Raw genomic sequence first — 23,060 nt, forward strand, 5'->3', positions numbered from 1 at the left:
GTTGAATCAACGCGGACTTGCCTCAAGTCAGGCGGGACAGGGTCTAGCGCGAGCCGAAGGCGTAGCGGACGTTCACCCCGACCTCGCGGCGCGGCGTGAAGGTCGTGCCGAAGTAGCCGCTCGTGCCCGGCAGGGTGTTGCCCGACACGGTGTAGGCGACGGCGTCGCGCGACAGCGTCTCCTCGGTCTTGAAGGCGTTCTTGGCGAACAGCGCGACCTCCCAGGCCCCGTCGTCGCTGCGCAGCCCCGCGTAGAGGTTGAGCAGGTTGTAGCTGTCGATGACCTGCGCAACGCTCCGGCGGGTGTTCTCCGGATAGTAGGTGAACAGGCCGCGGACGAAGCCGTCGACGTTGTCGTGCAGCGGCCGGACGTACTCCGACGTCACGGTGGCGCTCCAGTAGGGGTCGCGCGAGGCCGATCCGTTCGTCTGGCACATCAGGATGCGCTGGCCGGCGGGGATGACGCCGTTGCAGGGGACAAGGCCATTCTCGATCTGCCCGTCGGCGTAGCTGACCGCCGCCGTGACGTTCCAGTCGGGGGTGATCTGCAAGGCGGTGTCGATGTCGAAGCCCTCGATCACCGCCGGGACCTGGGTGGTGAAGTTGAAGGTCGTCGGGCTGAGGCTGCGGCCGTCATAGGACAGGTAGCGCACCGGCTCGGTTCGGATGATCAGGTTGTTGAAGGTCTGCCGGAAGAGGGCGACGTTGAGGCGCGCCCGGCCGTCCAGCAGGGTCGACTTGAAGCCGACTTCATACGACCGCGAGGTTTCGGCCCGCAGGCTGGAGAGGCCGGTCAGCACCGGGTCGGGCTGGCGCAGGCTCGGATCGGCGGCGTTCGGATTGAAGCCGTTGGTGATCCCGATCACCGCCGGCCCGTAGCGCCACGAGGTGCCGTGGTTGGCGTAGACCATGAAGTCGCGGCTGAAGCGGTGCGACAGCGAGAGGTTGTAGATGAACGGCTGCTCGTTCACGTGCAGCCGTCCCGGAACCCCGGCCAGGCCCGACACCGGCTGGTCGCAATAGCCGGGATAGCTGCTGGCCAGCGCGCCGCAGCTTCCGCCGAGGGCGGTGGCCGGCACGGCCGTGAAGCCGCCCGGCAGGAAGGTGTTGGTCGAGGTGCGCACCACCCGGGCGAAGATCTGCCGGCCGCCGGCGGTGAACTCGGTGTTCTCGCCGAAGTGCGCGGTCAGGCTGCCGAAGAGCGAGATCTCCTGCGACCGGACCGGGGAGAAGATGTTGAGCGGCGAGACGAAGCGCGGGTTGGCCGTGAACGGGCTGGGCGTGCGCGGATCGCCGAAGAAGCCGCTGAACAGCCGCGGCTGGACGATGTCGGTGTCGGTGGCGATCCACTGGTAGAAGCCGCCCACGGTGTAGTCGAGGAAGCGGCCGGGGGCGGCCTCCGAGGACAGGCGGATCTCGTGCGAGGTGCGCTCCTGCGGCACGTAGCTGTAGTTGAACAGCTCGAAGTCCGAAATGACGTTGCCGCGATCGACGTTCTCGCGCGACAGCGTCTTCTGCTTGGCGTAGGCGCCGACGTAGCTCAGCCGCTGGCCCCAGAGACGGGAATCGATCTGGGCGGTCACCACGTCGAAATGCTGGTGAACGTGGCTCAGCTCGTCGTTGACCGAGAGCCGCTGATCCGGCGCGATCGCCGGGCCGTTGTAGCCGGCGCCCGGACCGGAGACCTGGGCGAAGGACTCCAGCGCCCGGTCCATGTTCAGGTAGCTGACGTACAGGTTGAAGGAGTCGTTCGGCTCGAAGCTGAGGCTCGTGCGGATCGCGCTGGTGGTCTGTTTCGGCCGCAACGGGTTGTTCAGGCTGCGCACGCCGTCGAAGTCGGAGTTGTCGATCAACGCCGCCACGCGCAGGCCGAGCACGTCCTTGATCACCGGCACGTTGACCGCGCCGTTGACGTTGCGGCCCTGCAGGTCGGTGATCGTGGCGTTGATGTAGCCGCCGTACTCCGACAGGTTCGGCCGGCGGGTCGTCACCGTGATCGCCCCCGACGGCGCGGAGATGCCGCGCACCGTGCCTTGCGGCCCGCGCAGCACCTCGATCTGGCCGACATCGAACAGCGACTGGAACAGCGTCGTCGCCTCGACCGGCGCATCGTTCAGATAGAAGGCGAGCGTCGGGGAGGCGGACGACTCCGACTGGAAGGTGACCCCGCGGACCGAGGCCGTCGTGCTGAAGCCGGAGGCGGCGGTCGTCAGCGAAAGGCCTGGCGTGACCGCGGAGACGTCCTCGAAGCGCTGGATGTTCAGCTTCTGCAAGGTGTCGGAGGTGATCGCCGTGAGGCTCTGCGGGATGTCCTGCAGGCTCTCCGACTTGCGCCGGGCGGTGACGACGATCTCGCCGAGCGCGACTTCGTCGGCGGCCGCGGGAACGGCCGATTGATCCGTGGTCTGAGCTTGTACGCTAGAGGCGAGCGCAAACAGGCTCGCTCCCGCAAGCATGGCGGGCATCCAGATCGTCAAATTTCCCTCCCGAGTGACCCCGCTCCGTAGGCGGGTCGGCCAGTTTGGCGGTGCGCTATTGGCACCCGGCGCGTGTCATTTAGGCGATTATGATTTTCCAGCCAAGCTTATTTTGCCGGCGTGAAACGCGACGCTGGGAGCTGCGCCGTAAGGCCTTGGACCAGTTGGGAAAACCGCCGGCGTCTAGCGGCGCAGGGCGGTGCGGACCGCCGGCATCACCTCGGCGGAGAACAGGCTGGGACCGGGACCCCGGGCCTCGGGATAGAAGCCGGGGCCGACCACGACGACGCGCTCGAGGCCGCAGCGGACCAGTTCGAGCAGCCGCTCGACGCAGTGCTCCGGCGGACCGGCGATGGCGAAGCGGTCGATGAACGCCGGCGTCAGCGCCGCGCCGATCAGCTTGTTGGTCGCCATGCTCTTGTCGTGCTGGGTCATGTCGTAGCCGCGGCGCACGCCCTCGAAGTTGGCCGCGTCGTCGGCGCTGGCCGGGCCGGCCACCGCGCCCTGGATCACCTGGAAGCGGGCGAGCGGCGGCACGGCGCTGGCCGCCATCTCCAGCGCCGCCGCGCGGTCGGTATGGCAGATGACGATGATCTGCGCGCCGAAGGAGACGCCCGCCGCGGGCAGGCCTGCGGCCCCGCGGGCGGCGTGGGCGGTGTCGATCGCCCAGGTTATGCGCTCGGGGATGGCGCCGACGCTGAAGGTCACCTGCTCGGCGATGCGGGCGGCCATCTCGATCACCTTCGGCCCGGTGGCCGCCACGTCGAGCGGGACCTTGGGCAGGGTCTCGGACAGCCACTTCAGCCGGGCGGCCGCCGGCCGGTCGCCGAGCGACAGCGTCTCCAGCGCCGGCGCGTCGCCGCCAGGCGTCGAGGCCCCGAACGAGACCTCGTCGCCGCCGAGCAGGGCCTGCAGGTCCGTCAGCGCCCGCTCGAACCCGGGCAGCCGGGCCGGAGCGAAGCCGAGGTAGGCGAGGGCGGAGTCGCCGCGACCGATGCCGAGCACGGCCCGGCCGCCGGAGAGGTCGTGGACCGTGGCGATCGCCGCGGCGGTGACCGCCGGATGCCGGGTCAGCGAATTGGTGACCCCGGTCGCCAGCTTGATCCGCTCGGTGACCATCGCCCAGGCGCCCATCAGGGCGTAGGGGTCATGGCTGAGCGACTGGGAATCCATGAACACCTGGCCGTCCCAGCCCTCGGCCTCGACGGCGCGCGCCGCCGCCACCGCCGTGCTGCCGCCGCTGCCTCCGGCCCGCCAGAACTCCAGCATCGCGGCCTCCCAGAACCTTGTTCGCTTGCGGACACAGTCGGCGGAGCGCCGCCGGAACTCAAGGCCGGCCTGACTTAAGCCGGCTGGCCGAGCAGCAGGATGACGGCGAACAGGCTCCAGTCGTGGGCCACGTGGGTGAGGGTCGAGACCCAGATGTTCTTGGTCAGCAGGTAGGGAACCGTGAGCACCAGCCGGGCGACGCCGATCACCAGCAGCGCCTGGCCCATCTGCCACTGGTAGGTCGGCAGGTGCAGCGCGCCGAAAATCAACGACGAGCCGATCCAGGCGAGCACGACAGCCGTCCGTCGCGGCAATCTTCCCCGTGCGTGCAGCAGGCTGAGCAGGCCGAGGAACGGCAGGAGGGTGATCAGCTCCTCGCCGAGAAGCTGCGGCGCCGTGCCGGCGATGAACGCCCAGCGTTCGGATCCCTCCAAGCTGTGCAGGAACGCCGCCGCCGGGTTCGCGACCACCTTGCCGAACCGCATGAGCAGCAGGGCGGCGGCGGCCGAGGCGAGCAGGGTCGCCGGCGCAAACGCCAGGGCGATCCAGAGGTCGCGCGCCGTCGGCCGATGGAAGAGCGCCGTCCAGCCGCGCTTCGCCGTCACCTGCAGGGCGATCAGCGGTAGGGCCACGAAAGCGGCGACGCCGAGGTAGGCGTCGTGGCGGTAAGGCAAGACCCGCGGCAGGTAGATCAGCGCGCCGAACGCCGCGGCGACCGCGGCCATGACGACCAGCCAGGCCCCGGCGGACAGGCGGACGGGAATCCCGTTGTAGAACGGGAAATCTCGCGCAGGGCTTGGGACCGCGGGCATGTTTCTGCAATGTCCGACGAGGTCGTGCCCGAAGTCTACCCGCGCCGCGCGGATAGAGCGCCGTTCAAACTTTTCCAGGAGTGGCCGTGGATCTGTTGAAAATCCTCCGGAGCTTCGAGGAATTCATCTTTGAGGTGACGAGCTGGCTGTTTTTCTATCCGCGGACCCTGGCGCGGATCTTTTTGCGGCCGCTGGCGACCATGGATTATTCCGATCGCGAGCAGGCGGAGACTGACGAGGGGCGCTACGACGACGCGCTCAGTCCGCCGCTGCTGCTGCTGGTGACGCTGGTGCTGGCCAATGGGATCGCCTGGGCGGCCCATGTGCCGAAGCCGACCGCCACCACGGAGCTCAGCCGCATCCTGATGGCGTCGCAGCAGAACCTGCTGTTGTTCCGCTCGCTGATCTTCAGCCTGATCCCGCTGGTCGCCGCCCTGACCCTGCTGCGTAGACAGGGGCGACCCGTCTCGCGCGAAACCCTGCGCGGGCCGTTCTACGCGCAGTGCTATCTCGCCGCGCCGTGCGCCCTGGCGGTCTCGCTGGGCGGCGTGCTGGTCCAGCGGGGCGAGGCGACGAGCGCCGCCGGCGCAGCGGTGGTCGCTGCGGCCACGGTCTGGTTCCTGGTCATCCAGACGCGCTGGTTTTCGCGGCGGCTGTCGATCGGTCTGCTGCGCGCCGCGGCGACCGCAGGCTGGGCGTTCGTCCGCGCCGTGGCCTATCTGCTGGCGATCCTCCTCCCGATCGCGCTGTTCTGAGCTACAGCTCCAGCAGCCGGTCCGAGGCGGTTTCGATCCGCTCGCGCAGCAGCACCATGAAGGCGTCGCGCTTCAGGCCCGGCGGGATCGGCTCCAGGTATTCGAAGACGATCGTCCCGGGCTTGCGCAGGAAGCCGTGCGCCGGCCAGTGGACGCCGGAGTTGGTGGCCACCGGGTGCACCGGCACGTCGATCTGCCGGTAGAGCGCGGCGACGCCGGGCTTGTAGTCGCCGCCGGCGCCCGGGGCGGTGCGGGTGCCCTCGGGGAAGATCACTACTTGGCGGCCCTCGGCGAACCGCTGCTTGGCCTCCCGCACCAGCTTGCGCAGCGCCGCCGAATGGGCCTCGCGGTCGACGACGATGTTGCCGACCCGGCGCGAGTACCAGCCGAACCACGGGATCCAGGCCAGTTCCTTCTTCATCACGAAGGCGGTCGCCGGCAGGACGCCGAACTGGGCGAAGACGTCGAGCATGCACTGGTGCTTCGGCGCGACCAGCGCCGGGCCGGTCGGGATGTGTTCGCGGCCGCGGATCTCCACGCGGATGCCGCCGACCCGCAGCAGCGCCATGACCCCGGCGCTCCAGAAGCGGAACATCCACAGGATGCCCTTCGGCGGGCCGAGCAGCAGTGGCGTGAAGCCAACCGCGACGAGCACCGACCAGAGGTAGAAGAGCGCCACGAACAGGGCGGAGCGGAACGCAATCACGATTGGACCTACTGTTTCGCCGCGCTGTCCTGGACCGAGCCCGGCGCGGGTTCGCGCGGACCAAGTCCCAGGACGGCTTCGCGGCCGAGGATCGCCAGATACTTGCAATACTCCACCACCATCAACCGCGCGCTCCGCGGCGAGCGCCACCAGCGGCGCCCGCGCAGCGACGGCGTCGGCACCGCGTAGGTCTGCAGATGGAACTCCGGTTCGCGCATGACGGCGCGCAGCTCCAGCATCGCGCGGGGCATGTGATAGTCGGCGGTGACGATGATCAGGCTTTCGTAGCGCATGCCGCGCGCCCAGTCGGCGGTCTCGCGGGCGTTGCCGACCGTGTCGGCGGCGGTGAAGCCCAGGTCGACGCAGCAGTCGTAGAGCCGCCGGGCCGGCTTGGAGACATTGCGGATGTCCTCGCGCGTCGCGTCGCGGTTGACCCCGCTGATCAGCAGCCGCTCGCCCATCCCGTCCTGCAGCAGCGCCATGGCCGCGGCGATCCGGAGGTTGGAGTTGGCGCCGGTCAGCGCGACCACGCCGTCGGCCGGCTCCGGGACCGGCGACGGCGTCGACTGCTGCACCCGGCCGGCGAACGCCAGCAGGCCTGCGACCCAGATCAGGACGACGACCAGGAAGGCCGCGATCGACTTCATTGCATCTCTCGGATCAGCCCGCCGGCGGTGACGCGCGCCGCCAGCGCGGCCACCGCGGCGGCCAGCAGCGGGCAGGGCGCCACCGCCAGGAGGTCGCTCCAGGCGATCGGCAGCGCCGGCGTCAGGCCCTGGCTGCCGCCGAGCAGGCGCAGGATCGCCCCGGCCAGCACCGCGCCGCCGGCGCCGATCAGGCCGGCCACCGCCGCCACCCGGGCGAAGCGCAGCTGGAACAGCCGGGCGATAAAGCGGTCCTCGGCGCCCGACAGGTGCAGCACCTCGACCACGTCGCGCTGCGCCGCCAGCCCGGCGCGGGTCGCGAACGCCACCACCGCGGCGGCGGCTCCGGCGATCAGCAGGAACACCACCGCGCCCATGCCGCGGGCGATCCCGGCGGCCCGGCGCACGTCTTTCAGCCACAGGCTGTGATCATCGACGATGGCGTCCACGCCATCGCCCTTCAGCGCGGCCTGCATCGCCGCCGCGGTCGCCGGTTCGCGGGCGTCGAGGCCGACCGCGACCAGCCGCGGCACCGGCAGGTCCTCGATGTCGGCGACGTCGCCCAGCCACGGGCGCACCAGGTCGTAGGCCTTCTGCGGCTCGAGCGCGCGGACCTCGGCGACTCCGGCGACGCCGGCGAGCGTCTCGGCGGCGCGCGCGGCGGCGCTGTCCGGCGTCTCGCCCGGCCGCGGCCGGACGATCACCGTCGCCTCCTCGGTGAGCTGGTTCGCCCAGCCGCGCGCGGCGCGGTCGGCGGCGATCACCCCGAGCGCGGTCACGCAGGCCAGGAAGCAGAGCACAGCGACGACGAACACCAGGGTCCCGTCGCGGGTCTCGCGCTCCGGCAGGAAGGGGGCCGGCCGCCAGCGGGCCGGATCGAACAGCTCGCTCATGTGAGCGTCGGGCCCTGCGGCGGACGCAGGCTGAGCCGCCCGTTCTCCAGGTGGTACGACGGCCGTCCGGAACGGGCGACCAGGTCCTGGTCGTGGGTGGCGATGAAGATGGTGGTGCCGAGCCGGTTCAGCTCGACGAACAGCCGGTAGATGCGCAGCGCCATGTCGTGGTCGACGTTGCTGGTCGGCTCGTCGGCCAGCAGGATCTGCGGCCGGTTGACCACCGCCCGGGCGATCGCCAGGCGCTGCTTCTCGCCGCCGGCCAGCGTCGGCGGCAGGGCGTGCATCCGTTGCGCGAGGCCGACCCAGGCGAGCAGTTCGGCGACGTCGGCGCGGTACTCCGTCGGCCGGCCGCCGGCGATCCGCAACGGCAGGGCGGCGTTGTCGAAGGCGCTCATGTGATCGAGCAGCAGCAGGTCCTGGAACACCACCCCGATGCGGCGGCGCAGCTGCGGCCGGTCGGCCGGCTGGGCGTGCGCCACGTCGTGGCCGAACAGGTGGATCAGCCCTTTCGACGGCCGGGCGGCGAGGTAGATCAGCTTCAGCAGCGAGCTCTTGCCCGCGCCGGAAGGCCCCGTGAGGAAGTGGAACGAGCCCGGCGCCAGGCCGAACGACAGGTCGCGCAGCACCTCAGGGGCCCGCCCGTAGCGCATCGAGACGTCGTCGAAACGAACAACCTCGTCAGGTTCGTCCGCCATACCGGCGATAGGGTTTCTGGACATGAGGGCCGAAATCGGCGACCTCGAAGGAGGTTGCTGGAGCGTCCGATTCGGCTGTCATGATACTGACCTGTCCAGAGTGCGCCACCAGCTATTTCGTGGACGATGCGCGCGTCCCGGCGCAGGGCCGACGGGTGCGCTGTTCCAGTTGCAGCCATCGCTGGACCGCCGGTCCCGATGGTCCGATCCCGGATCTTCCCGCCGCCGAAATCGCGCCGCCCCCGCCCCCTGAGCCGGAGGACACGGTCCCCGCGCTGGAGGACATCGAGGTCGTCCCGATGGACGAGCCGCCCGCGCCGCCGCCGCTGCCGATCCGTCGTCCCGCCGCCTCGAGCCGCCAGCCGGTGCGCGCCGAGGGGCGCGGCGGCGCGCTGGTCTGGGCCGGCGTCGCCGGCGTCGTCGTCGCGCTGATCGCCGGGGTGCTGATTTTCCGCGAGCAGGTGGTCCGGCTGTGGCCGGGCGCCTCGGCCGCCTACGCCGGCCTCGGCTTCGACGTCCGCGGCGCGGGCCTGGTGCTGGAGGAGGTGCAGGTAAAGCCCGCCTTCCTCGCCGGCCGGCCGGTGCTGGCGGTGACCGGGGCGATCCGCAACGTCCGCGACGTGCCGGTCGAGGCGCCGCCGGTGCGGCTGACGCTGCTGAACCGCGCCGGTCAGCCGGTAGCGGCGAAGATCGCCCGGCCGGAGGACGCCCGCATTCCCGCCGGCGCCACGCGGCACTTTTCCGTCACCCTGCTGGATCCGCCGGCGACGGCGCGCGAACTCGAGGTGCGCTTCGAGAGTTCGTCGAGAAAGGCCAAGGCGCGCGCCACGGCGGTGGTCGCGCCGGCGCCTGTCCTGCCGCCGGCCGCCCCGCGCGTCGTCGGCGGCGAGCACCCCATCGACACGACGCCGCCTGCGCCGGCGGAGTTGTCCCCGGCTGCGGCGACCGAACATGGCTGAGACGATTGGGACCGTTCTGCTGACCGAGGCCGAGGTGGCCGCGCGCGTCGAGGCGCTGGCCCAGGCGGTCGCGCCGCGGATCGACGACGAGACCGTCGCCGTCTGCCTGCTGACCGGCGGCCTGTGGTTCTGCTCCGACCTGATGCGCGCCCTGGCCCGGGCCGGCCGCCACGTGCGCTTCGACGCCATGTGGCTGGCGTCCTACAAGGACGAGCGGGTCTCCACCGGCCGCTGCGAAGTGCGCGCCGACCTGCAGCGGCCGCTGGTCGGCCGCAAGGCGCTGGTCGTCGACGACGTGTTCGACACCGGGCTGTCGCTCAGCGAGGCGCATCGGCTGGTCAAGGACGCCGGCGCCGCCGAGGTGCTGACCGCGGTCTTCGCCCGCAAACCCTGGCCGCAGCCGCGCGCCATGACGCCGGACTTCGTCGCCTGGGAGGCCCCCGCGCGCTTCCTGGTCGGCTACGGCATGGACCACGGCGGGGCCTTCCGCGGCCTGCCGTACGTCGGCGCGCTGGATTGAGCCTAGATGCTCCCCCTCAGGGGGGCTCCCGCGGAGCGGGTGAGGGGGTTGAAGGCCGCAGACGCGGCGGCTGAAACCCCCTCCGGCCTTTCGGCCACCTCCCCCTGAAGGGGAGGATCAATTCACAGCCACGGCGCGGGGCGCTCGCGCTCCAGCATTTCCTCATAGGTCGGGCGCGGGCGGACCACGGCCCACTGGTCGCCCTTGACCAGCACTTCGGGGACCAGCGGCCGGCTGTTGTACTCGCTGGCCATGGCCGCGCCGTAGGCGCCGGCGCTCATGAAGGCGATCTCGTCGCCCGGCTCCAGCGGGGACAAGGCGCGGTCGCGGGTGAAGGTGTCGCCGGTCTCGCAGACCGGGCCGACCACGTCGTAGGCCACGGCTGAGCCGCCGCGCGGCTTGAGCGGGCGGATGTCGTGGTAGGCGTCGTACATCGCCGGCCGCATCAGGTCGTTCATCGCCGCGTCCAGCACCAGGAAGCGCCGGCCCTCGGGCCGCTGGTGAATGTGCTGCACCCGGGCCAGCAGCACGCCGGCGTTGGCGGCGATCACCCGGCCGGGCTCGAAGGCGAGCTGGACGTCGAGGCCCTCGGTCACGCGGCCGATCATGGCGGCGTATTCCTCCGGCCCCGGCGGCTCCGGCTGGTTGAAATAGGGCACGCCCAGGCCGCCGCCGAGGTCGAGCCGCTCGATCGACATGCCCTCGCCGCGCAGCCGTTCGACCAGGCCGCGCATCTTGCGGAAGGCGGCCTCCATCGGCCCGAGGTCGGTGATCTGGCTGCCGATGTGGCAGGCGACGCCGACGGGCTTCAGGCCCGCCATGTTCGAGGCGTTGGCGTAGAGCCGCTCGGCCTCGGCGAAGGAGACGCCGAACTTGTTCTCGGCCTTGCCGGTGGAGATCTTGGCGTGGCCGCCGGCTTCGACGTCCGGATTGACGCGGATCGCCACCGTCGCGCGCTTGCCGAGCCGCTGGCCGACCTGGTCGATCAGCTTCAGCTCGGGTTCGGACTCGACGTTGATCTCGGCGACGCCGATCTCCAGGGCGAAGGCGATCTCGGCCTCGGTCTTGCCGACGCCGGAGAAGACGATCCGTTCGGCCGGCACGCCGGCGGCCAGCGCGCGGCGGATCTCGCCCTCAGAGACGACGTCGGCGCCGGCTCCGAGTTGCGCCAGGGTGCGCAGCACCGCGACGTTGGAGTTGGCCTTGACGGCGAAGGCGATCAGCGGATCGCGCAGGCCCTGGGCCAGCAGCGCGTCGCGCAGCACCGTGTAGTGCCGCTCCAGCGTCGCCGAGGAATAGACGTAGACCGGCGTGCCGACGGCCGCGGCGATCTCCGCCAGCGGCACGCCTTCACAGTAAAGCTCGCCGTCGTGCAGCTCGAAATGGTTCATCGGCGGGGGTTGGCGTAGGGGTCGGGAAGGGCGCCTTGCGGGCCGGAGGCGGTCGGGTCCGGGCTCTGGCCGGGGATCGGGATGGTCCGCGACGGGGCCGGGTCGATCGCCTGGTCGCGCGGGTCGACGGTGTTCACCGGACGCGACGGGTCCTGCGCCTGGCGCACCTGTTCGTCAGCCTGCTTGGTGGTGCTGCGGCCCTGGCCGAACAGCGGGCCCGGGCGCTCCAGTTCGCCGGTCTTGCCGCAGGCGGTCAGGCCGACGGCGAGGGCGGCGAGGCCGGCCAGCGTCAGGGCGCGCGCAGGGATGGGACGGCTCATTGCAGGACTTCCTTCCAACGCTTGATCTGCGCCCGCACCTGGTCGGGCGCGGTTCCGCCATAGCTCTTTCGGCTGGCGACCGAGGCCGCCGGGGTCAGTACGTCGTAAATCCCCTGGGTGATTCGCGGCTCCAGCTTTTGAAGCTCGGCCAGCGGCAATCCCGGCAGGTCGCAGTTCAATTCTTCGGCGCGCTTCACCGCCGCCCCGGTCACGTGGTGGGCGTCGCGGAACGGCAGGTTCAGCTCGCGCACCAGCCAGTCGGCCAAGTCGGTCGCGGTGGAGAAGCCGGCCCCGGCGGCCGCGGCCATGCGCTCGGCGTTGGGTTCCAGGTCCAGGACCATGCCGGTCATCGCCCGCAGCGACAGTTCGAGCGCGTCGAACGCCTCGAAGGTCGGGACCTTGTCCTCCTGCATGTCCTTCGAATAGGCCAGCGGCAGGCCCTTCATCACCACCGACAGCTGGTTGAACGAGCCCAGCGCCTTGCCGACCTTGGCGCGGATCAGCTCGGCCGCGTCGGGGTTCTTCTTCTGCGGCATGATCGACGAGCCGGTGGTGAAGGCGTCCGACAGCCGGATGAAGCCGAACTGCGGCGTCATCCAGATGACGATCTCTTCCGCCAGCCGCGACAGGTGCAGGGCGCTGATGGCGCCGGCGGCCAGCGCCTCGAGGGCGAAGTCGCGGTCGGAGACGCTGTCCAGCGAGTTGGCGGTCGGCCGGGCGAAGCCCAGCGCCTCGGCGGTCATGTGCCGGTCGATCGGGAAGGGCGAGCCGGCCAGCGCCGCGGCGCCCAGCGGGCTCTCGTTCATCCGCGCGCGGGCGTCGGCGAACCGGCTGGCGTCGCGGCCGAACATCTCGACATAGGCCATCAGGTGGTGGCCGAAGGTCACCGGCTGGGCGGGCTGCAGGTGGGTGAAGCCCGGCATCAGGGTTTCGGCGTTGGCCTCGGCCTTGGCCAGCAGCGCCTTCTGGAGCGCCTGGATGAGGGCTGCAGTCCGTTCGCAGGCCTCGCGCACCCACATGCGGAAGTCGAGCGCCACCTGGTCGTTGCGAGAGCGGGCGGTGTGCAGCCGGCCGGCCGCGGCGCCGATCAGCTCGCGCAGCCGGGCCTCCACGTTCATGTGGATGTCTTCGTATTCCTCGCGGAACGGGAAGCTCCCGGCGGCGATCTCCTCGCCGATCGTGGCGAGCCCCTGCTGGATGGCGGCCGCGTCCTCGCTTGAAATGACGCCCGCCTTGAGCAACATCGCGGCGTGCGCGCGGGAGCCGGCCAGATCCTGCAGCGCCAGCCGTCGATCGAAGCCGATCGAGACGTTGATCGCCTGCATCAACTCGGCGGGTTTGTCGGAAAAGCGGCCGCCCCACATCGCCTGACCGGCGGCGGGGGGCTTCGGGGCGTCAGAGGAAGAGTCAGTCATATGAACGATCAATCCGGGGCGAAACCCAGGGGCGGGTTCCTGAACTGGGCCCTCTGGGGCGCCGCACTGGTCGGCGTCGCGGCGGTTCTCTACATCATCGTCCAGGCTTCCACCAAACCTGAGCAGCATGGCGCGCTGGCGTCGGTCGCCCGCGGCGAGATGAAGAAACTGACCTTGCCCCTGGAGGCGACGGTCGCGCCTACGCACGCCTTCTACGATGCGGCCGGCAAGCCGGTCAGCGCCAGCGATTTCAAGGGCAAGGTGCTGGTGCTCAACCTCTGGGCCACCTGGTGCCCGCCGTGCGTCGCCGAGATGCCGACCTTGGCGAAACTGGCGGCGGCCTATGAAGGCAAGCCGGTGGCGGTGGTGGCGGTCAGTGTCGACCAGGCGAAGGACGTCGACAAGGCGCGGGCCTTCATCGCCAAGCATCCGCCGCTCGGCTTCTACAGCGATCCGCTGATGAAGATGCCGTTCGCGGTGAAGCCGCCGGCGGCCGGCATGCCGACCACCATCATCTACGGGCCCGACGGCGTCGAGCGCGCGCGCCTGTCAGCCGCCGCCGACTGGTCGAGCGCCGACGCGCGCGCCGTGGTCGATCACGTGCTCAACGGGGGCTGAGGCCCCCGTTCAGGCGACTTCCTTGACGCCCGCCTCGGCGACCAGGGTGCGCATCAGCCCCAGCAGGCTGGAGCGCGTCTCCGGGCTCAGCCGCTCGAACGCCGACAGCAGCTCCAGCGCGCCCGGCGTGCGCATGCGGGTCAGGATGTCCAGGTCGCCGCGCGAGCCGTCCGGGGTGTCCAGCACGTCCATCAGGTCGACCACCCGGCACTGAAGCGCGCGGGCGATCTGCACCAGACGGGAGAAGGAAATCCGGTTGGCCCCGTTCTCGTACTTCTGGATCTGCTGAAAGCTGACGCCGCACTGCTCGGCTAACGCCTCTTGCGAGATGCCGAGGCTGCGTCGCCGAATTCGCACCGCAGCGCCCAAGGCGATGTCCATGGGATCCGGCGCCTTCGTCGAAACCTCACTCACGGCCCTGCTCCTCCACAGACCGCGAACTCAAAAACGGTTCACGTGTCCGCCGACAACTTAGGGCTTCTATTTCAATGCTGAAAAGAGGGAACCGCCAGTCTAACTAGTAACCTTGACCATAAAATGTTGGTTTTAAGGCGGCGGCGACGCGTTCCGCGCCGCCAAACGCGCGTCCGGAGGGCTCCGGCGGCCGTCAACGCCGGGCGATTCTGCGAATCAACAGCCCTGACCACGCGCGCTCTCAGTTCCTTTTCTCTATGGGGTGCGCGCGAGCGGCGCGGCCGGCCGGAAGATTTTCGCCGGTTAAGCTTCTGGTCACCGAAGCGCAGCCCAATCGGGATTCCGTCGCCAACGATCGGAAGCCATGCGAGCCAGTCGTTCCCAAATGCACTTCGACCACGGAGCCGCGCTCCGGGTGCCGCCGCCGCACGACGCCAAGAACTGGCGGACGCTGTGGATGTGGCTCGGTGAGGACGCGCACATCCTGGCCGAGGCCGGCGCAGTGCAGGTCCGTACGCCGGAAGGGCCGGTGGTCGCCCACTGCGGAGACTGGATCGTGCTCTCGCACTCCGGCTCGTTCCACGTCGCCCACACCCCGCGCGCCTGCGACGCCTGAAGTCTGCCTCCTGAGGCTTGCCGGCTGATTCGCGCGCTGCGGTTGATTCGCGCGCCCGCCCCCTCGCGCTCGCGTCATTAGGTCTCCGCCCTCGGCCTCAACTTCGCCGTGCGGCGGCCACACAGGTTAATAAGCGTAACCATTTGGAAAGGTGACTCTGCTCTAGGTGCAGTGCGCCAGTCGCATTCAGGGGCTCTACGTCTCGTCTCTCACGGCCTGACCGACAGAATGTCGGCCAGTTACGACCAGGATGGTGTCATGTCGGCGATCTCGAATCTCTCTGCCGCACAGATCAGCAGTCAGTCGGCCTCGTTCTTCCAGAGCCTGTCGACGACCGACATCTCCTCGTTGAGCGCTGCGCAGGTCGCGGCGATCAGCACCACCGGCGCAGCGGCGCTCAACTCGACCCAGGTGTCGGCGCTCAGCGCGACTCAAGCCAAGTCGCTGACGGCCGCGCAGATCCAATCCTTCCAGAGCTCGGTGGTCTTCAGCGCCACCCAGTTGGCGGTTTTCAGCGGCGCCCAGGCCGGCGCGCTGAGCACCGGCCAGTTGTCCAGCTTCGACACCGCCCAGGTCGGCGCCTTGTCCGCCACGGCGATCGGCGGCCTGAGCTCCTCCGGCTTCTCGTCGCTGAGCGCCACCCAGGTCCAGGGGCTCTCCAGCACCCAGGTGAAGGGCCTGACGGCCAAGCAGCTCGGCGCGCTCAGCGACAACGACGTCGGCGAGTTCACCTCGGCGCAGGTCGGCCTGCTCACCACGGCCCAGCTGAATTCCATCGCCGCCGAAGACATGGCGGTCTTCACCACGACCCAGCTGAGCGGCCTGTCGTCCGCGCAGCTCGGCGGCCTGGCTGCGGCCAAGTTCTCGGCGCTGACCGCGACCCAGGTGCGCTCGCTGAGCGAGACCCAGGTGAGCGGCCTGAGCGCGGCCCAGATGAAGGGGCTGTCGACCACCGATTTCGGCGACTTCTCCTCCACCCAGATCGGCGGCTTCTCCGCCGCTCAGCTCGGCGGGCTGTCGGCGGCCAACTTCTCGGCGATCGATTCGGCGGTGGTTCAGGGCTTCGACACGGCCCAGCTCGCCGGCCTGACCGCGACCCAGTTCAAAGGCATGTCGGCGGCCGACGTCGGCGAGTTCACGGCGACCCAGGTCGGCCAGCTCAACTCCGCCCAGCTCGGCGGGCTCGCGGCCAGCGCGCTCAATGCGCTGAGCTCGACCGCGGTCGCCGCGCTCTCGACCAGCCAGCTGAAGGGGCTCACCGCGGCCCAGCTCGGCGGGATGTCGGCGACGAATCTCGGCGCGCTGACCTCGGGCCAGCTCAGCGGGCTGACCTCCGCCCAGCTGAACGGCCTGACCACGACCAGCGCCGCGGCGCTGACCTCGACCCAGCTTTCCGGCCTGTCCTCGACCCAGGTGGGCCAGCTGTCGGCGAACAACCTCGGGGCGCTGAGCTCGACCCAGGTTCGCGGGCTGACCACCACCCAGACTGCTGGCCTGTCGGCGACCCAGCTGAAGGGTCTCTCGACCACCAATTTCGGCGATTTCTCGGCGACCCAGATTTCGGCCTTCAACAGCACCCAGCTCGGCGCGCTGTCGACCGCCAACCTGTCGTCGCTCGACCAGACCCTGGTCCAGGGCCTCAGCGAGACCCAGCTGAAGGGGCTGACGTCGGCTCAGCTCGGCGGCCTGTCGACCACCGACATCGGTGAGTTCAGCTCGACGCAGATCGGCCAGCTGAGCGCCGTCCAGCTGAAGGGCCTGACCGGGGCCGGCCTGTCGGCGCTGAGCTCGACCCAGGTCTCGGTGCTCAACTCGACCCAGATCGGCGGCCTGACGGCGGCGCAGATGAAGGGGCTGTCGGCCAGCGACATGGCCGAATTCTCCGCGACCCAGCTCAGCCAGCTGAACGGCACGCAGCTCGGCGGCCTCACCGCCTCGGCGTTGGCGGGCCTGACCTCGACCGACATCGGCAGCCTGAGCGCCAGCCAGCTGAAGGGCCTGACCGCGGCGCAGCTGGGCGGCCTCGACTCCGGTGACGTCGGCGGCCTGACCTCGACCCAACTGAGCGGCCTGACCTCGGCGCAGCTGAACGGCCTGTCGACCACCAGCGCCGCGGCGCTGACCTCGACCCAGCTGTCCGGCCTGTCCTCGACCCAGGTCGGCCAGCTGTCGGCGGCCAACCTCGGGGCGCTGAGCTCCACCCAGGTCCGTGGCCTGACCACCACCCAGACCGCGGGGCTGTCGGCGGCCCAGCTGAAGGGCCTCTCGACGACCAACTTCGGCGATCTGTCGTCGACCCAGATTTCCGCCTTCAGCAGCACCCAGCTCAGCTCGCTGTCGGCCGCCAACCTGGCCTCGCTCGACCAGACGGTGGTGCGGGGCTTCAGCTCGACCCAGATGTCGGGCATCTCGGTCACCCAGCTCAAGGGGCTGGCCTCGGCTGATGTGGGCGAGTTCTCCTCGACCCAGCTGCAGTCGATGAGCGCCGGCCAGCTCGGCTCGCTCTCGACCTCGGCCCTGGCCAATTTCAGCTCGACCGATATCGCGGCGCTGACCACCTCGCAGCTGAAGGGCCTCACCGCGGCCCAGCTGAAGGGGCTCGGCGGCGACGAGCTCTCCGGCTTCACTTCGACCCAGCTCGGCTCGCTGAGCGCCGCGCAGCTGGGCGGCCTGACCACCAGCAGCGCCGCGGCGCTGACCTCGACCCAGCTGTCGGGCCTGAGCTCGACCCAGGTCGGCCAGCTGTCGGCGGCCAACCTCGGGGCGCTGAGCTCCGACCAGATCCGCTCGCTGACGACCACCCAGACCGCCGGCCTGACGGCGGCCCAGCTGAAGGGTCTCTCGAGCACCAACTTCGCCGACCTCTCGACGGCGCAGATCGCGGCGTTCAGCGGGACCCAGCTCGCCGCCCTGTCGACCGGCGCCCTGTCGGCACTCGACCAGACGGTGATCCAGGGGCTGAGCTCTTCCCAGCTGAAGGGCCTGACCTCGGCTCAGCTCGGCGGGTTGTCGGCCACCGACATCGGCGAGTTCACCTCGACCCAGATCGGCGAACTGAGCGGAACCCAGCTGAAGGGCCTGACCGCGACCGGCCTCTCGGCGCTGAGCTCGACCCAGGTCTCCGCCCTCGGCTCCAGCCAGCTCGGCGGCTTGACGGCGGCGCAGATGAAGGGGCTGTCGGCCACCGACGTTAGCGAATTCAACGCGACCCAGATCAGTCAGCTGAACGGCACGCAGCTCGGCGCGCTCTCGACCAGCGCCTTCGACGCCCTGAGCTATACGGCGATCGGCGCGCTGACCACGAGCCAGGTCAAGGGGCTGTCGACGCAGCAGCTCGCCGCGTTGACGTACACCGATGCTGGCCAACTCAGCTCGACGCAGGTCGGCGCGCTCAGCACCGCCCAGCTCAATGCACTGAGCACCACGAACATTGGCTACGCTAACTACAGTCTGGTGGATGGTCTCTCCGCGAGCCAGCTCGGCTCCTTGTCGAAGACGAACCTCTCTGCCTTGATCATGTACCAAGGCGGGCTCGGGCCGCACCTGTCGAGCACGCAACTGTCCGGCTTGACGGCGACCCAGCTCAAGGGGCTGACCGCCAACGACATCAGCTACCTCAATCCGGGCAACACCGGAGCTTTGTCGGCGACCCAGATCGGCAACCTCTCTGCCGAAGCCCTGTCGTCCAAGCTTACCAACGACGCCTACTTCAGCCTTGAGCTGACGACGACGCAGCTTTCGAAGGTCACGGCCACCCAGATGGCCGGGCTGACGACGACCGCTGTCAACAGCTTGACCTCGACCCAGCTGGGGAGCCTCACCGCGACCCAGATCGGCGGCCTGACCTCGACCAACTTCGCCCAGCTGACGTCCACCGAAGTGGGCGCGCTGAGCACCGCCCAGGTGAAGGGGGTGACGGCGACGCAGATCAAGGGCCTGTCGAGCACCACGCTCGGGGTCCTGACCTCGACCCAGATCGGCGCGCTCGGCTCGGCGCAGCTGAACGCCCTGTCCACCACCAGCGCGGCGGCGCTGACCACCACCCAGCTTTCGGGCCTGAGCTCGGCCCAGGTCGGCGGTCTGTCGGCCGCCAACCTGCAGGCGCTGAGCTCGACCCAGATCCGCGCCCTGTCGACCGACCAGACCGCGGGTCTGAGCGCTACACAGCTGAAGAGCCTGACCACGACCGAGTTCGGCGACTTCTCGGCGACGCAGCTCGGCGCCTTCTCGGCGAAGCAACTCGCCGGGCTGTCGTCGGCCAACCTGTCGTCGCTCGACCAGACCGTGATCCAGGGTCTGAACTCCACCCAGATCGGCGGTCTGACCGCCGCCCAGCTGAACGGCCTGTCGGCGACCGACATCGGCGAGTTCAGCTCGACCCAGATCGGCCAGCTCTCGGCGGCCCAGCTGAAGGGCCTGAGCGCCTCGGCGGTGTCGGCGCTCAGCTCGACCCAGGTCGCCGGCCTCGGCTCGACCCAGCTGTCCACCCTGACCGCCGCCCAACTGAAGGGGCTGTCGGCCACCGACGTCACCGAGTTCACCGCGACCCAGGTCGGCCAACTGACCGGCTCCCAGCTCGGCGGCCTGACGACGAGCGCGCTCGGCGGCCTGAGCTCGACCGCGATCGGCGGTCTGTCGACCACGCAGGTGAAGGGCCTGACCGCGGCGCAAGTCGGCTCGCTCGACGCGACGAAGCTCGCCGCCGTGACCTCCACCCAGATTGGCGCCCTGTCGGCGTCCCAGCTGAACAGCCTGTCGACCACCAGCGCTGCGGCGCTGACCACCACCCAGCTGTCGGGTCTGAGCTCGACCCAGCTCGGCGGTCTGTCGGCCACCAACCTGCAGGCGCTGAGCACCGGCCAGGTCCAGTCCCTGTCGACCACCCAGACCGCCGGCCTAAGCACGGCTCAGCTGAAGGCCCTGTCGACGACCGACTTCGCCGAACTCTCGACGACCCAGGTCGGCGCCTTCTCGGCGAAGCAGCTCGGCGCCCTGTCCGGCGCCAACCTGGCCTCGCTTGGCTCGACGGCCATGCAGGGCCTGAGCTCCGATCAGCTGGCCGGCCTGACCGCCACCCAGTTGAAGGGGCTGGCGGCGAGCGACGTGGCTGAGCTGACTTCGACCCAGCGTCAGTCGCTGAACGCGACCCAGCTCGGCGGCCTGTCCACCGAGGCGCTGACCGCCTTCACCTCGACCGACATCGGCGCGCTGACGACGACCCAGGTGAAGGGGCTGACGACCGCCCAGCTGAAGTCCCTGGCGGCCGACGAGCTGTCCGGCCTGACCGCGACGCAGCTCGGGGCGATGTCCTCGGCGCAGCTGAACGGGCTGACCACGACCAGCACCGCGGCGCTGACCAACACCCAGCTGTCGGGCCTGAGCTCGACCCAGGTCGGCCAACTCTCGGCGGCCAACCTCTCGGCGCTGAGCTCGACCCAGGTGCAGTCGCTGAGCGCGACCCAGGTCGGCGGCCTGAGCGCGACCCAGCTGAAGGGCCTGACGAGCGGCGACTTCGCCGAGTTCAACACCACGCAGGTGAGCGGACTGTCGGCCGGCCAGTTGGGCGGGCTGTCGTCCAGCAACCTGGCCTCGCTCAGCCAGACGGTCGTGCAGGGGCTGAGCTCGACCCAGATCGGCGGCCTGACGGCGGGCCAGCTGGGCGGCATGTTGGCCACCGACCTTGGCGAGTTCACCTCGACCCAGATCGGCCAGCTCACCGGCGCCCAGCTGAAGGGCCTGACCGGAGCCGGCCTGTCGGCGCTGACCTCGACCCAGGTTTCCGGCCTCAATGAGACCCAGCTGGAGGGCCTGACCGCGGCCCAACTGAAGGGGCTGTCGTCCACCGACGTGGGCGAGTTCACGGCCACCCAGATCGGCCAGCTGAGCAGCGCGCAACTTGGCGGCCTGACCGCGACGGCGCTGGGCGGCATGACGTCGACCAGCATCGGCGGCCTGAGCACCACCCAGATCAAGGGCCTCACCGCGGGCCAGCTCGGCGCTCTCGACGCGACCGGCCTGTCGGCGGTGACCTCGACCCAGCTCGGCGCCCTGAGCGCGGCGCAGCTGAACGGCCTGACCACCACCAGCGCCGCGGCCCTGACCGCCACCCAGCTGTCGGGCCTGAGCTCGACCCAGGTCGGCCAGCTTTCGGCGGCCAACCTCGGCGCGTTGAACTCGACGCAGGTCCGCTCGCTGAGCGCCGACCAGGCTTCGGGCCTGTCGGCGACGCAGCTGAAGGGGCTGTCGACGACGGACTTCGGCGACTTCTCGGCGACCCAGATCGGCGCCTTCTCGGCGGCGCAGCTGGGCGGCCTCTCCGACGCCAACCTGTCGTCGCTGAGCTCGACGGCGATGCAGGGCCTCAGCTCCACCCAGCTGGGCGGCCTGACCACGGCCCAGATGAAGGGGCTGTCCTCGGCTGACCTGGGCGAACTCAACGCGACCCAGATCACCCAGCTGAGCAGCACCCAGCTCGGCGCGCTGTCGGCCACGGCCCTGACCGCCCTGACCTCGACCAATGTCGCGGCCCTGAGCGGGACCCAGCTGTCGGGCCTCTCGGCGACCCAGCTGAAGGGCCTGACCAACGACGAGCTGTCGGGCCTGACCTCGACCCAGGTCGGCGGGCTGAGCTCGGCGCAGCTGAACGGCCTGACCACCACGGCGGTCTCCGAGCTGACCACGGGCCAGCTGTCGGGGCTCTCCTCGACGCAGGTCGGCCAGCTTTCGGCGGCCAACTTGGGCGCGCTGAACTCGACCCAGGTTCAGTCGCTGACCACGACCCAGACCGCCGGCCTCTCGACCGCCCAGATGAAGGGTCTGTCGACCGCTGACTTCGGCGAGTTCTCGGCGACCCAGGTGAGCGGCCTCTCGGCGGCTCAGCTGGGGGCGGTGTCGGCCAGCAACTTGTCGTCGCTCGACCAGACGGCGATCCGCGGCCTCAACACGGCGCAGATCGGCGGCCTGACCACCGGGCAACTCGCCGGGCTGTCGGCGACCGACGTGGGCGAGTTCACCTCGACCCAGATCGGCCAGATGAGCAGCACGCAGCTTGGCGGCCTCAGCGCCGCGGGCGTGTCGGCCCTGAGCGCGACCCAGGTCGCGGTGCTGGATCAGACCAAGGTCTCCGGCCTGACGGTCACGCAGCTGAAGGGCCTGTCGGACACCGACGTGGCCGAGTTTAACGCGACCCAGGTCGGTCAGCTGAGCTCGGGGCAACTCGGCGCGCTGACCCCGACGGCGCTGGGCGGCCTCAGCTCGACCGCCATCGGCGCGCTGAGCGCCGACCAGCTCAAGGGCGTGACGGCGAGCCAGCTGGCGGGCCTTGACGCCACTGACGTCTCGGGCCTGACCTCGACCCAGCTCGGCGGCCTGTCGGCGACCCAGCTCAACGGGCTCAGCTCGACCAGCGCCGCGGCGCTGACCGCGACCCAGCTGTCGGGCCTGAGCTCGACCCAGGTCGGCCAGCTCTCCGGCGCCAACCTCGGCGCGCTGAGCACGGCTCAGATCCGCTCGCTGAGCAGCGACCAAGTCTCGGGCCTGAGCGTCACCCAGCTGAAGGGCCTGTCGACGACGGACTTCGGCGAGCTGTCGACGACCCAGATCAGCGGCTTCTCGTCGGCCCAGCTCGGCGCGCTCTCCGACGCCAACCTGGCTTCGCTCGACACCGCGGTGATCCGCGGCCTGAGCGAGACGCAGATCGGCGGCCTGACCTCGACCCAGATGAAGGGCCTGAGCGCCGCCGACTTCGGCGAATTCAGCTCGACCCAGATCGGTAAGCTGAGCGCCGGCCAGATCGGCGCGGTGAGCTCCACCGCCCTGGCGTCGCTGACCACCACCCAGTTCGGCCAGCTCTCGGAAACCCAGCTGAGGGGTCTCGCGCCCGCCCAGCTCGGCGGCCTGAGCACCGAGACGGCGGCCTCGCTGTCCACCACCCAGATCTCGGCCCTCAGCGGCACGCAGATCGCGGGGCTGGGCACGGAGAACTTCTCCGTCCTCAACAGCACCCAGGTGGGCGCGCTGAACGCCACCCAGCTGACGGGGATCTCCGCCAGCCAGCTCGGCGCCATGACGGCCACCGACATGGGCGAGTTCACCTCGACGATGCTGGGCGCCCTGACCGGCACGCAGATCGCCGCGGTCGGCACGAGCAACTTCTCGGGGCTGACGACCACCCAGTTGGGCGGTCTGCAGGCCACGCAGATCAAGGGGCTGAACAGCAGCCAGCTCGGCACGATCGACCAGACGCGGTTCGGCCAGCTCAACACCGACCAGGTGCAGGCCCTGACCTCGACGCAGGTCGGCCAGCTGACGACGACGGTGATCGGCGGCATGACGACCACCCAGATCGACACGCTGACCGCGACCCAGATCGGCGGCCTGACCTCCGGCCAGATCGGCGAGCTGACAACGACCGCCATCACCTCGATGACGACCACGCAGCTCGCGGGCTTCACCCAGACCCAGGTGCCCTGGATGAGCACCGAGCAGGCGGCGGCCTACCTCCTGGCGTCCTGATGCGGCGACGCCGGCCGGAGCTGATCCGGCCGGCGTCTCC

The 23,060-nt window shown here is 70.2% G+C and carries 17 protein-coding genes and 1 pseudogene; 7 read left to right on the forward strand and 11 right to left on the reverse strand.

Annotated features, from left to right (window positions below):
* Positions 1-43 precede the first annotated feature (43 nt).
* From ACSQ14_RS05360 to ACSQ14_RS05370, 3 genes are all read right to left on the reverse strand, one after another.
* On the reverse strand, positions 44-2,476 hold the full coding sequence (locus ACSQ14_RS05360) for a TonB-dependent receptor (protein ID WP_436010482.1): 2,433 nt from the start codon (positions 2,474-2,476) through the stop codon (positions 44-46).
* Positions 2,477-2,659: 183 nt separating this feature from the next.
* Entirely contained in the window at positions 2,660-3,745 is a 1,086-nt protein-coding gene (locus tag ACSQ14_RS05365) for an LLM class flavin-dependent oxidoreductase (protein ID WP_436010484.1), read from the reverse strand.
* 74 nt (positions 3,746-3,819) lie between these two features.
* Positions 3,820-4,557 carry a CPBP family intramembrane glutamic endopeptidase gene (locus tag ACSQ14_RS05370; protein WP_436010486.1) on the reverse strand — a complete coding sequence of 246 codons (738 nt, stop codon included), beginning with the start codon at positions 4,555-4,557 and terminating at the stop codon, positions 3,820-3,822.
* Between the two features lie 86 nt (positions 4,558-4,643).
* On the opposite strand from ACSQ14_RS05370, the gene ACSQ14_RS05375 reads away from it, so the two are divergent.
* Positions 4,644-5,312, forward strand: a complete 669-nt coding sequence (locus ACSQ14_RS05375) for a hypothetical protein (RefSeq protein WP_436010488.1) — start codon at positions 4,644-4,646, stop codon at positions 5,310-5,312.
* Between the two features lies 1 nt (position 5,313).
* Here the strand turns inward: ACSQ14_RS05375 and ACSQ14_RS05380 are convergent, their stop codons facing one another.
* The 4 genes from ACSQ14_RS05380 to ACSQ14_RS05395 are packed head-to-tail and all read right to left on the reverse strand — an operon-like array spanning position 5,314 to position 8,253.
* A complete protein-coding gene (locus ACSQ14_RS05380; protein ID WP_436010490.1) occupies positions 5,314-6,018 on the reverse strand; it encodes a lysophospholipid acyltransferase family protein in 705 nt (234 codons plus the stop codon).
* Positions 6,019-6,026: 8 nt separating this feature from the next.
* Entirely contained in the window at positions 6,027-6,665 is a 639-nt protein-coding gene (locus ACSQ14_RS05385) for a YdcF family protein (protein WP_436010492.1), read from the reverse strand.
* Positions 6,662-7,555, reverse strand: a complete 894-nt coding sequence (locus ACSQ14_RS05390) for a cell division protein FtsX (RefSeq protein ID WP_436010494.1) — start codon at positions 7,553-7,555, stop codon at positions 6,662-6,664. The genes ACSQ14_RS05385 and ACSQ14_RS05390 overlap by 4 nt, the downstream gene beginning before the upstream one ends.
* A complete protein-coding gene (locus tag ACSQ14_RS05395) occupies positions 7,552-8,253 on the reverse strand; it encodes a cell division ATP-binding protein FtsE (protein WP_436010496.1) in 702 nt (233 codons plus the stop codon). The genes ACSQ14_RS05390 and ACSQ14_RS05395 overlap by 4 nt, the downstream gene beginning before the upstream one ends.
* An 80-nt stretch (positions 8,254-8,333) precedes the next feature.
* Between ACSQ14_RS05395 and ACSQ14_RS05400 the strand changes: the two are divergent.
* The 3 genes and pseudogenes from ACSQ14_RS05400 to ACSQ14_RS05410 all read left to right on the forward strand — a co-directional run.
* Positions 8,334-8,432 (forward strand): annotated as a pseudogene (locus tag ACSQ14_RS05400) (MJ0042-type zinc finger domain-containing protein); the annotation flags it as partial.
* A 120-nt stretch (positions 8,433-8,552) separates the two neighbouring features.
* Entirely contained in the window at positions 8,553-9,212 is a 660-nt protein-coding gene (locus ACSQ14_RS05405) for a DUF3426 domain-containing protein (RefSeq protein WP_436015365.1), read from the forward strand.
* The gene (locus tag ACSQ14_RS05410; RefSeq protein WP_436010498.1) at positions 9,205-9,732 is read left to right on the forward strand and encodes a phosphoribosyltransferase; all 528 of its coding nucleotides are present in this window, start codon (positions 9,205-9,207) and stop codon (positions 9,730-9,732) included. Before ACSQ14_RS05405 ends, ACSQ14_RS05410 begins: the two co-directional genes overlap by 8 nt.
* Positions 9,733-9,854: 122 nt before the next feature.
* Here the strand turns inward: ACSQ14_RS05410 and lysA are convergent, their stop codons facing one another.
* Genes lysA through argH form a run of 3 tightly spaced genes read right to left on the reverse strand, consistent with a single transcriptional unit; the run spans position 9,855 to position 12,858 of the window.
* Complete coding sequence (lysA, locus tag ACSQ14_RS05415; RefSeq protein WP_436010500.1) at positions 9,855-11,123, reverse strand: diaminopimelate decarboxylase; 1,269 nt, start codon at positions 11,121-11,123, stop codon at positions 9,855-9,857.
* Positions 11,120-11,443, reverse strand: coding sequence for a hypothetical protein (locus ACSQ14_RS05420; protein WP_436010502.1), 324 nt, complete (start codon positions 11,441-11,443; stop codon positions 11,120-11,122). Before ACSQ14_RS05420 ends, lysA begins: the two co-directional genes overlap by 4 nt.
* Complete coding sequence (gene argH, locus ACSQ14_RS05425; protein WP_436010504.1) at positions 11,440-12,858, reverse strand: argininosuccinate lyase; 1,419 nt, start codon at positions 12,856-12,858, stop codon at positions 11,440-11,442. Before argH ends, ACSQ14_RS05420 begins: the two co-directional genes overlap by 4 nt.
* Between argH and ACSQ14_RS05430 the strand changes: the two genes are divergently transcribed.
* Positions 12,859-13,476 (forward strand): TlpA disulfide reductase family protein, encoded by a 618-nt coding sequence (locus ACSQ14_RS05430; protein ID WP_436010506.1) that lies wholly within the window; start codon positions 12,859-12,861, stop codon positions 13,474-13,476.
* A gap of 9 nt (positions 13,477-13,485) precedes the next feature.
* Here ACSQ14_RS05430 and ACSQ14_RS05435 read toward each other — a convergent pair whose 3' ends face one another.
* Entirely contained in the window at positions 13,486-13,890 is a 405-nt protein-coding gene (locus tag ACSQ14_RS05435) for a helix-turn-helix domain-containing protein (protein ID WP_436010508.1), read from the reverse strand.
* A gap of 364 nt (positions 13,891-14,254) precedes the next feature.
* Between ACSQ14_RS05435 and ACSQ14_RS05440 the strand changes: the two genes are divergently transcribed.
* Together ACSQ14_RS05440 and ACSQ14_RS05445 are read left to right on the forward strand one after the other, a co-directional pair.
* On the forward strand, positions 14,255-14,506 hold the full coding sequence (locus ACSQ14_RS05440; RefSeq protein WP_436010510.1) for a hypothetical protein: 252 nt from the start codon (positions 14,255-14,257) through the stop codon (positions 14,504-14,506).
* 258 nt (positions 14,507-14,764) lie between these two features.
* A complete protein-coding gene (locus tag ACSQ14_RS05445; protein WP_436010512.1) occupies positions 14,765-23,020 on the forward strand; it encodes an ice nucleation protein in 8,256 nt (2,751 codons plus the stop codon).
* Positions 23,021-23,060: the final 40 nt, after the last annotated feature.

Origin of the sequence: Phenylobacterium sp. LjRoot219, assembly GCF_964252995.1 — a bacterium.
Lineage (GTDB): Bacteria > Pseudomonadota > Alphaproteobacteria > Caulobacterales > Caulobacteraceae > Phenylobacterium.

Coding starts and splice junctions, on each gene's coding strand:
- ACSQ14_RS05420 (WP_436010502.1), bottom strand. CDS start 11,443: ATGAGCCGTCCCATCCCTGCGCGCGCCCTGACGCTGGCCGGCCTCGCC.
- argH (WP_436010504.1), bottom strand. CDS start 12,858: ATGACTGACTCTTCCTCTGACGCCCCGAAGCCCCCCGCCGCCGGTCAG.
- ACSQ14_RS05440 (WP_436010510.1), top strand. CDS start 14,255: ATGCGAGCCAGTCGTTCCCAAATGCACTTCGACCACGGAGCCGCGCTC.
- lysA (WP_436010500.1), bottom strand. CDS start 11,123: ATGAACCATTTCGAGCTGCACGACGGCGAGCTTTACTGTGAAGGCGTG.
- ACSQ14_RS05385 (WP_436010492.1), bottom strand. CDS start 6,665: ATGAAGTCGATCGCGGCCTTCCTGGTCGTCGTCCTGATCTGGGTCGCA.
- ACSQ14_RS05395 (WP_436010496.1), bottom strand. CDS start 8,253: ATGGCGGACGAACCTGACGAGGTTGTTCGTTTCGACGACGTCTCGATG.
- ACSQ14_RS05430 (WP_436010506.1), top strand. CDS start 12,859: ATGAACGATCAATCCGGGGCGAAACCCAGGGGCGGGTTCCTGAACTGG.
- ACSQ14_RS05445 (WP_436010512.1), top strand. CDS start 14,765: ATGTCGGCGATCTCGAATCTCTCTGCCGCACAGATCAGCAGTCAGTCG.
- ACSQ14_RS05405 (WP_436015365.1), top strand. CDS start 8,553: ATGGACGAGCCGCCCGCGCCGCCGCCGCTGCCGATCCGTCGTCCCGCC.
- ACSQ14_RS05370 (WP_436010486.1), bottom strand. CDS start 4,557: ATGCCCGCGGTCCCAAGCCCTGCGCGAGATTTCCCGTTCTACAACGGG.
- ACSQ14_RS05390 (WP_436010494.1), bottom strand. CDS start 7,555: ATGAGCGAGCTGTTCGATCCGGCCCGCTGGCGGCCGGCCCCCTTCCTG.
- ACSQ14_RS05365 (WP_436010484.1), bottom strand. CDS start 3,745: ATGCTGGAGTTCTGGCGGGCCGGAGGCAGCGGCGGCAGCACGGCGGTG.
- ACSQ14_RS05410 (WP_436010498.1), top strand. CDS start 9,205: ATGGCTGAGACGATTGGGACCGTTCTGCTGACCGAGGCCGAGGTGGCC.